General features: G+C 66.4%; 7 protein-coding genes. All 7 read left to right on the forward strand.

Annotated elements, in window-relative coordinates:
• The coding region (locus tag IC66_RS0134040; protein ID WP_038950646.1) for an NAD(P)-dependent oxidoreductase at positions 1-766 on the forward strand (766 nt) is incomplete at its 5' end.
• Positions 767-988: 222 nt separating this feature from the next.
• The gene (locus IC66_RS0134045) at positions 989-2,008 is read left to right on the forward strand and encodes a patatin-like phospholipase family protein (RefSeq protein ID WP_028140786.1); all 1,020 of its coding nucleotides are present in this window, start codon (positions 989-991) and stop codon (positions 2,006-2,008) included.
• A 3-nt stretch (positions 2,009-2,011) separates the two neighbouring features.
• Entirely contained in the window at positions 2,012-3,466 is a 1,455-nt protein-coding gene (locus IC66_RS0134050) for a GntP family permease (RefSeq protein ID WP_028140785.1), read from the forward strand.
• A gap of 96 nt (positions 3,467-3,562) precedes the next feature.
• The gene (locus tag IC66_RS0134055) at positions 3,563-5,224 is read left to right on the forward strand and encodes a tannase/feruloyl esterase family alpha/beta hydrolase (RefSeq protein ID WP_038950647.1); all 1,662 of its coding nucleotides are present in this window, start codon (positions 3,563-3,565) and stop codon (positions 5,222-5,224) included.
• A 48-nt stretch (positions 5,225-5,272) separates the two neighbouring features.
• Positions 5,273-5,746 carry a MarR family winged helix-turn-helix transcriptional regulator gene (locus IC66_RS0134060; RefSeq protein ID WP_049806710.1) on the forward strand — a complete coding sequence of 158 codons (474 nt, stop codon included), beginning with the start codon at positions 5,273-5,275 and terminating at the stop codon, positions 5,744-5,746.
• A gap of 4 nt (positions 5,747-5,750) precedes the next feature.
• Complete coding sequence (locus IC66_RS0134065; RefSeq protein WP_038950649.1) at positions 5,751-6,521, forward strand: enoyl-CoA hydratase; 771 nt, start codon at positions 5,751-5,753, stop codon at positions 6,519-6,521.
• A gap of 122 nt (positions 6,522-6,643) precedes the next feature.
• Positions 6,644-8,153 (forward strand): HAMP domain-containing protein (locus tag IC66_RS0134070; protein ID WP_049806711.1); only part of this gene is annotated, 1,510 nt, incomplete at its 3' end.

The following is an 8,153-nucleotide window of genomic DNA, read 5'->3' on the forward strand; positions in this document are numbered from 1 at the left end:
CGGCAATATCGGCTCGCAGCTCTCGACGCTGGCCGAAGCCATCGGCATGCGCGTGATCTATTTCGACCGCACCGACAAGCTCCGCCACGGCAACACCGAGCCGGTCGAGAGGCTGGAGGAGCTGCTGGCGCAGAGCGACGTCGTCAGCCTGCACGTGCCGGAGACGCCGGAAACCGCGGGCATGATCGGCGAGAAGGAGCTACGGGCGATGAAACCCGGCTCGTTCCTCATCAACAACAGCCGCGGCACCGTGGTCGATCTCGACGCGCTCGCTCGCTCTTTGCGCGACGGTCATCTCGCCGGCGCGGCCGTCGACGTGTTTCCGGTCGAGCCGTCGTCGAATTCTGATCGCTTCAAAAGCCCCATACAGGGCCTCGAGAACGTCATCCTCACCCCGCATATCGGCGGTTCGACCGAAGAGGCGCAGGAGCGCATCGGCGGCGAAGTCGCGCGCAAGCTGGTCGACTATTTCATCACGGGCTCGACCATGGGCGCGGTGAACTTTCCGGAAGTGCAGCTGCATCTGCGTCCCTCCGGCGCGCGCTTCAGTCATGTCCATCGCAACGTGCCCGGCATGCTGCGCCGGCTCAACGAGGTCTTCCTCCAGCGCGACATCAACATCGCCGCGCAATATTTGGAGACCGCCGGCGATCTCGGTTACGTCGTGCTCGATGCCGATCTGGCGGGGCAGGATTCCGCGGCGCTGCTCCAGCAGATCCGCGCCCTCGACGGCACGGTCGGCGCGCGGCTGGTGTTCGAGCACTAAAGCATGATCCGGAAAAGTGCGCAGCGGTTTTCCGAAAAGATCATGCTTAAACAACGACCTAAAGCGCGATGACGATTCATCCTCATCGCATCGCGCTTTAGACGGCGCGGGGCCCACGTTCCGGTTGCATTTCTCCGCCAAGGCTCTCTAAACTACGCCATCGACTTCGACGCCCACGTGACAAGTCGCGTCGAATTGAGCTTCAGTTGCGTGAGTGCCGCGATGGAACCGGACAGCGTACTGATTGATCTCGCGCTTCAAGGCGGCGGTTCGCATGGCGCCTTCACCTGGGGCGTGCTCGATCGCCTGCTGGAAGAGAAGCGGCTTACGATCGCCGCGATCTCCGGGACGTCCGCAGGCGCGATGAACGCAGCGGTGCTGGCGGATGGGTGGACGGCCGGTGGGGCCGAGGGTGCGCGTGACGCGCTCGAACGATACTGGCGCCGCGTTTCGAAGGCGGCGGCCTTCAGCCCGCTCCAGCGCTCGCCGCTCGACCGGCTGATGGGGCGCTGGACGCTCGATACGTCGCCGGCCTACATCCTGACCGACCTGATGTCGCGGGTGCTCTCCCCCTACGACCTCAATCCGACCGGCTACAATCCGCTGCATGCGGTGCTGGCTGAGAGCATCGATTTCGAGCGCCTCGCGCGCTCGCCGATCAAGCTGTTCATCACTGCGACGCGGGTGCGCACTGGGCGAGGACGCATCTTCCGCAACGCGGAGATCACGGTTGACGTGTTGCTCGCGTCGGCCTGCCTGCCAACCATGTTCCGCGCGATCGAGATCGACGGCGAACCGTATTGGGATGGCGGCTATGCCGGCAACCCGACCATCACGCCGCTCATTCGCGAAAGCGACGCGCACGACACCATCCTGGTGCAGATCAATCCGACTGAAAAGCCGGAAGAGCCGCGGACGGCTGCGGAGATACTCAATCGGCTGAACGAGATTTCGTTCAACTCGCCGCTGATGAAGGAGTTGCGTATGATCGCGTTGCTGCGTCAGGCGGCCGACCCGGGAAGCGGCGAGGGCGCGCGCTGGGCGAAGATGCGGACCCACCGCGTCAAGAGCGACATGCTCGCGAAGTTCGGCGCCTCGTCCAAGCTCAACGCCGAATGGGAGTTCGTCTCGATGCTGCACGGCGAAGGACGTCAGGCGGCCGAAACGTTCCTCGACGAGCACGGCCCGGATATCGGTCGGCGCTCGACCGCCGATCTCGACATCCTGCTGTCGGAGTGCTGAGAGGTGGGGCTTCTCGGCATTCTCGTCGGGCTTGGCCTTCTCGTCCTATTCGCCTTTCGCGGCTGGAGCGTTCTTCTGCTGGCGCCGTTCGCCGCGCTCGTCGCGGCGCTGTTCGGCGGCGAGCCGCTGCTTGCGAACCTGACGCAGATCTTCATGGTGAATGCCGCTGCATTCCTGGCGCAGTTCTTCCCGATCTTCCTGCTTGGCGCCGTATTCGGGAAACTGATGGACGACAGCGGGGCGGTCGCGTCGGTTGCCACCTTCATGGCGAGACGTCTTGGCGAGCGCCGCGTGATCCTGGCGGTCGTGCTCGCCGGTGCGATGGTCACATATGGCGGCGTCAGCCTGTTCGTCGCGTTCTTCGTGATCGTCCCCATGGCCCGCTCGCTGTTTCGTGCCGCCGCGATTCCGCGGCGATTGATTCCGGCCGCGATCGTGCTGGGCACATCGACCTTCACGATGTCGGCCTTGCCGGGCACGCCATCGATCCAGAACGCTATCCCGATGCCGTTCTTCGGAACGACGCCGTTTGCCGCACCCGGACTCGGCATCATCGCCTCCCTGATCATGGCTGGCGCGGGATTGTGGTGGCTGCGCCGCGCTGAAGCCGCGGCCCGCCGTGCGGGGGAAGGCTATGGCGAGGACATGGAGGGTGCGGCCGAACGTGCCGTCGACGACGAACTGGTCCGCGAATACGCGACCACCGCGCGAGAGTTCGATCCGGCCGAGATCCGGCATGGACGGCGCGGTGAACTGTCGGCTCCGGTGGTGAGTGCCATCCTGCCGCTGGCCGTCGTCGTGGCCGTCAATCTCGTGATGTCGCTGCTGGTGTTGCCGCGGCTCGATGTCTCGTATCTGAGCGAGCAGCGCTTCGGCGGTACATCGTTGGCGGCGGTCGCTGGTGTGTGGTCGGTCAGCACCGCCCTGGGCGCTGCCATCGTCACGACCATCCTTCTCAATTGGGCCCGGCTTCCGTCACTGCGGCAGACCATGGACGCCGGTGCCAATGCATCGGTTCTGCCGGCGCTCAGCGTCGCCAGCCTCGTCGGATTCGGCGCGGTCATCGCGGCGCTGCCGGCTTTCGAAACGGTGCGAGACTGGGTGCTTGCGATCGAAGGTGGCCCGTTGGTTTCGCTCGCGGTTGCGACCAATATTCTGGCCGCGCTGACCGGCTCGGCATCCGGCGGCTTGACGATCGCGCTCGACGCGCTCGGCCAGACCTATGTCGAGATCGCCGCGCGCAGCGGCATCGACCTTGCGCTGATGCATCGCGTCGCGGTGATCGGTTCGGGGACGCTGGACATCCTGCCGCACAACGGTGCGGTGGTCAGCCTGCTCGCGATCTGCGGCCTGACCCATCGCGACAGCTATCTCGACATTGTGATGGTGGGCATCGTGACGTCGCTATTGGCGCTGGTGGCCGTGATCGCCTTGGGGAGCGCGCTCGGATCATTCTGATGAGCGGCTCGGCGTGAGCGATTGACGGGAGGACGAAGGTTGCATTGAATGCGGCCAGCCGTCGACGCAGCAAATCGAGAAAGCCGGGTGGAAACGATGACGCGAAAGAAAGTGAAGCTGTGTGCGTTGCTTGTAAGCTCGATGGCGACACTGGGGACGGGCGCGGCGTCGGCGGCAACGCTGGCAGAGGACGCCGATGCGGTCTGCAAGGGTCTCGTCGGCGCTGCCGATGCGGTGAAGATCGACTCCGCAACCTTGCAGGCGCCCTCGCCGATCGCCGTCGCCGAACGCGGGCCGACGCCGTCCGGGCGCATCACGCCGGCCAACCCCGGCTTCTGCAAGGTGCTCGGCCATATCGACCCTGCCGATCCCAAGGCGCCGCCGATCAGATTCCAGGTCAACCTTCCCGTCGAATGGAACGGCCGCTCGCTGCAATATGGCGGCGGTGGTTTCAACGGTGTGCTGATCACCGGCCTTGCGCTGCCGCCGGCCTATCCCTTCGACAAGCCGTCGCCGCTGGCGCGCGGCTTCGTCACCTATGGCACCGATTCGGGCCACGAGACCAGGCAAGGCGAGCCGCCGCAGGTCTTTGCACTGAATGACGAAGCCTTCGTGAATTTTGCTCACCGCGCCTACAAGAAGGTGCGCGATGCGGCCGTTGGGCTGATGGAGCGCGCCTACGGCAAGAAGCCGGACAAGATGTATTTCATGGGTTCGTCCGAGGGCGGCCGCGAAGGCCTGACCATGGCGCAGCGCTACCCCGACGATTTCGACGGCATCTTCGCACGCGTGCCCGTGATCAACTGGGTCGGCCTGCAGCACGCCGGCACGCGCTCGGGTCTCGTCACCATGGGGGCGGGCTGGATCAATCCGGCGCAGGTCAAGCTCGTCGGCGAGGCCGTGCGGGCGGCCTGTGACAAGGCCGACGGCTCCGACGATGCGTTGGTGCAGGACCCCGTCGCCTGCAAGGCGGCATTCAAGGTCGAGACGCTGCGCTGTGAGGCCGGAAAGAGCGGCGATCAGTGCCTGACCGATGCGCAGATCAAGGCGATCGATACCTTGCACGGGACCTACAAATTCCCGTTCGCGCTCGCCAACGGTCTCGACGACTATCCCGGCTGGGGCGTGTCGGGCGAGGACACGCCGGCGATAGGTCCGACCGGCGGTTGGGTGGCATGGTGGCTCGGCACCGCGCCGCCGGCGCAGCCGCCTGCGCCCAACAACGGCATCGCCTGGATCTACGGCGCCGGCGGCATTCAATATGTCTTTGCGCGCGATCCCAAGCTCGACGTCACCACCTATAAGGTGGAGGAGCACAAGGCGCGGCTGCTCGAGGTCTCGAGCCTGATGGACTCGACCGATCCCGATCTCAGCCGCTTCCGCGCCCGCGGCGGCCGTCTGATCGTGCTCGAGCACATGGCCGACTACGCGCAGAGCCCCTATGCCGGCATCCGCTATTTCGAGAGCGTCGAGCGCAAGCTCGGCAAGGGCGAGACCGCGGAGTTCGCGCGGCTCTACACCGCACCCGGCGTCGACCATGTCGGCTCCGGCGCACCGGCGAACGTCGACATGTTGAGCGTGCTGGTCGACTGGGTCGAGAAGGGCAAGGCGCCCGGCGACCTCGAAGTTGCCGAGCAGAAGGTCGAGGCGCCCTCATTCGCAACATTGCGCGCGCTGCCCCTGTGCCGCTGGCCGGCCTGGCCGCACTACAAGTCGGGTGCGGTGACGGAGGCGGCGAGCTTCACCTGCGCGCCGTAACGAGGTGGCCCGTTTGACAACAAGCTTGCGTCCGGCTATCTATTTCGCATGCGAAATAAATCGGCCGACGGGCGGCATCATCGACTGATCTACCTGCTGAGCGTCGCGCAACGCCGCTTGCAGCGCTGGATGGCGGCGCGGCCGGAGAATGAGGTGACGCCGGCGCAGGCGGGGCTGTTGTTCATCCTCGGCAAGCAGGACGGCGTCCTGATGGGCGAGGCGGGCGCCGCGCTCGACATGGGGCCGGCCGGCATTTCCGGCCTCGTCGACCGCACGGAGGCGGCGAGATTGATCGAGCGGCGGGCCGATCGCGAGGACGGGCGTGCCTGGCGCATCTGGCTGACGCCGAAGGGGCGGACCGCGTTGGCGCAGGCGAAAGACGGCGCGGCAGAGGTCAACGCCGCGCTGACGGACGGATTCACGGCTGCGGAGATCGACATCGTCGCGCGCTGGCTGACCAGCATTCAGGACAAGTTTCCAAGACCTTCAGAAACAAGACCTTCAGACGAATCCAGGGAGTAGAGCAATGACCGAGCACGTCCGGATCGAGAACAATGGCGGAATTCTCACCCTCACGCTGGCGCGCCCCGACAAGAAGAACGCGCTGACCGATGCGATGTACGGCACGCTCGCCGATGCCATCGAATCCGCCGAGTTCGATCCGTCGGCCCGCGTGATCCTGATCCGCGGCGAGGGCGACATGTTCACCGCCGGCAACGACGTCGGCGAATTCGCCGCGGTCGCAGCCGGCAAGTCCGAAGGCAGCCGTAACGTCGTGCGCTTCATCCAGTCGCTGGCCCGCTGCACCCGGCCGCTGGTCGCCGCCGTGCAGGGCCGCGCCGTCGGCGTCGGCACCACGATGCTGTTGCATTGCGATCTCGTCGTGCTCGCCGACAACGCGCAGTTGTCGACGCCCTTCGTCAGCCTCGCATTGGTGCCGGAGGCCGCATCGAGCCTGCTGATGCCGGCGCGTATCGGCCATGCCCGTGCCTACGAGATGTTCGCGCTGGGCGAGACCGTGCCGGCGAAGGCCGCGCTGGAATGGGGCCTCGCCAACCGGGTGGTGCCGCTCGACAAGCTCGATGCCGAGGCGCTTGCGCTTGCGCAGCGTCTTGCCCGCCAGCCGGCCGGCGCGCTCACCGCCACAAAGAAGCTGATGCGCAACGGTGAAGCGCTGGTCGCGCAGATGCAGGCCGAGGGCGAGCAGTTCGCGCAGCGCCTGCGCACCGCCGAGGCGCGCGAGGCGTTCACGGCCTTTGCCGAGCGCCGCCCGCCGGATTTCACCAAGGTCGCGTGAGGGGATGCGGCCCGCCAGGAGGCGCGGCCGCGCACAACCGCGGGTGTTTGATTAAAGTCTTAACCAAACCTTGGCATGTCGCGATGCAAGGTGGCCGCTCGTGAAGAGTAGGCCCCCGACCCATGGCAATGTTTAAGAAATCGGTAAGCTCGCTTCTCCTGACGCTGATGGCCCTGCTGGCCGTCGGCGCGCTGGCTTCGACGGCGTTCCAGATGGCGGGGGCCTTTGGCCGCTACAGCGAGAGTCTCGAAACGGAGCGTCTCGCGAATGCCGACAAGGCGATCTTCCACGGCGTGCTCGCGCTGCGTAACAATCGCGGCGATGCTCAGAGCGCGCTGCTTGGCGAGGACGATCCGCGCGCCAAGCTCGTTGCTGCCGAGAAGGCCGAGCAGGCCGGCCATGATTCCATCGTCGCGGCGCTCTCGACCGTCGACTTTGCCCGCCGCGACGAGCTCGCAAGCACGCTGAAGCAGCGCTGGAGCGAGGCCGCCCCGAAATTCCAGCTGTTCTACGACGAGGCCAAGCTGCCGCGTGCCGAACGCAAGATGGAACGCACCGCACCCTGGTACGATGCCGTCACCAAGGTGATCGATACCGCCAACCTGGCGTCCACCGCGGTGTCGAACCGCGCCTGGATGAACGACCCCTTCATCGCACGCATGATCCAGGCCCGCCGCCTTGCCTGGCAGGTGCGCGACCGTTACGGCATCCAGTGCTCGACGCTGCGCCCGAACGTCAATGCCAGCAAGCCGCTCGACGAGACCCAGAAGCAGACCGTGGCGAGCTGGAACGGCATCGTTACCGCCGGCTGGACCGGGATGGAGGAGCTGCTGGCTGCGCCCGACGTGACGGCCGACCTCGTCAATGCGGCGAAGGAGGCGCGGGCCAAGACCGACGGAGTGCTCAAGCAGATCGGCGATCTCACCCGGAATTTCGACGGCAGCGGCAAGCCGGCGATGCCCCCCGCGGAATGGAACGCGCTGTGCCAGTCGCCCTTCGCGCCCATCGTCGCAGTCGCCAACAAGGCCCTCGACCAGTCGATCGCACGTGCCGAGATGGTTCAGGCGAAAGCCCTCACCAACCTCATCGTCCAATCGCTCGCGTTTCTGCTCGCGCTTGCCGTGACCCTGACCGGTGTGTTCGTGGTACGCAATCGCCTGATGCGCCCGGTGCGCGCCATTCTCGACGCCATCGCCCGCATCAGCGCGCGCGACTACGCGACGCCGGTGCCGCAATCCCGGCATCCCGACGAATTCGGCACCATGGCCGCGGCGCTCGAAAGCCTGCGCGAGAGCGCGGCGACCGCAGAGCGCCTGGGCCGGGAGCGCGAATCGCAGCAGGCCTTGCAACTGGCCCGCTCCGGTACCGTCGACGAGGCCTGCCGCAGTTTCGACGACACCGTGCAGGCGGTGATCCACAGCGTTGTGGCCTCGACGCGGGAGCTCGATGCCACCGCAACCGGCGTGCGCTCGCTGGTGTCGGAATCGAGCAGCCAGACCGCCGCGGTCTCCTCCGCCGCCGAGCAGGCCACCAACAATCTGGAGACCATCGCGGCGGCGACCGAGGAGCTCTCCGCATCCGTCGGCGAGATCTCCGCGCAGGTGCAGTCGAGTGCGCGAGAGGCTCCCCCCC

The sequence above is a fragment of the Bradyrhizobium genomosp. III genome (assembly GCF_000261705.1).
GTDB lineage: Bacteria > Pseudomonadota > Alphaproteobacteria > Rhizobiales > Xanthobacteraceae > Bradyrhizobium > Bradyrhizobium ottawaense.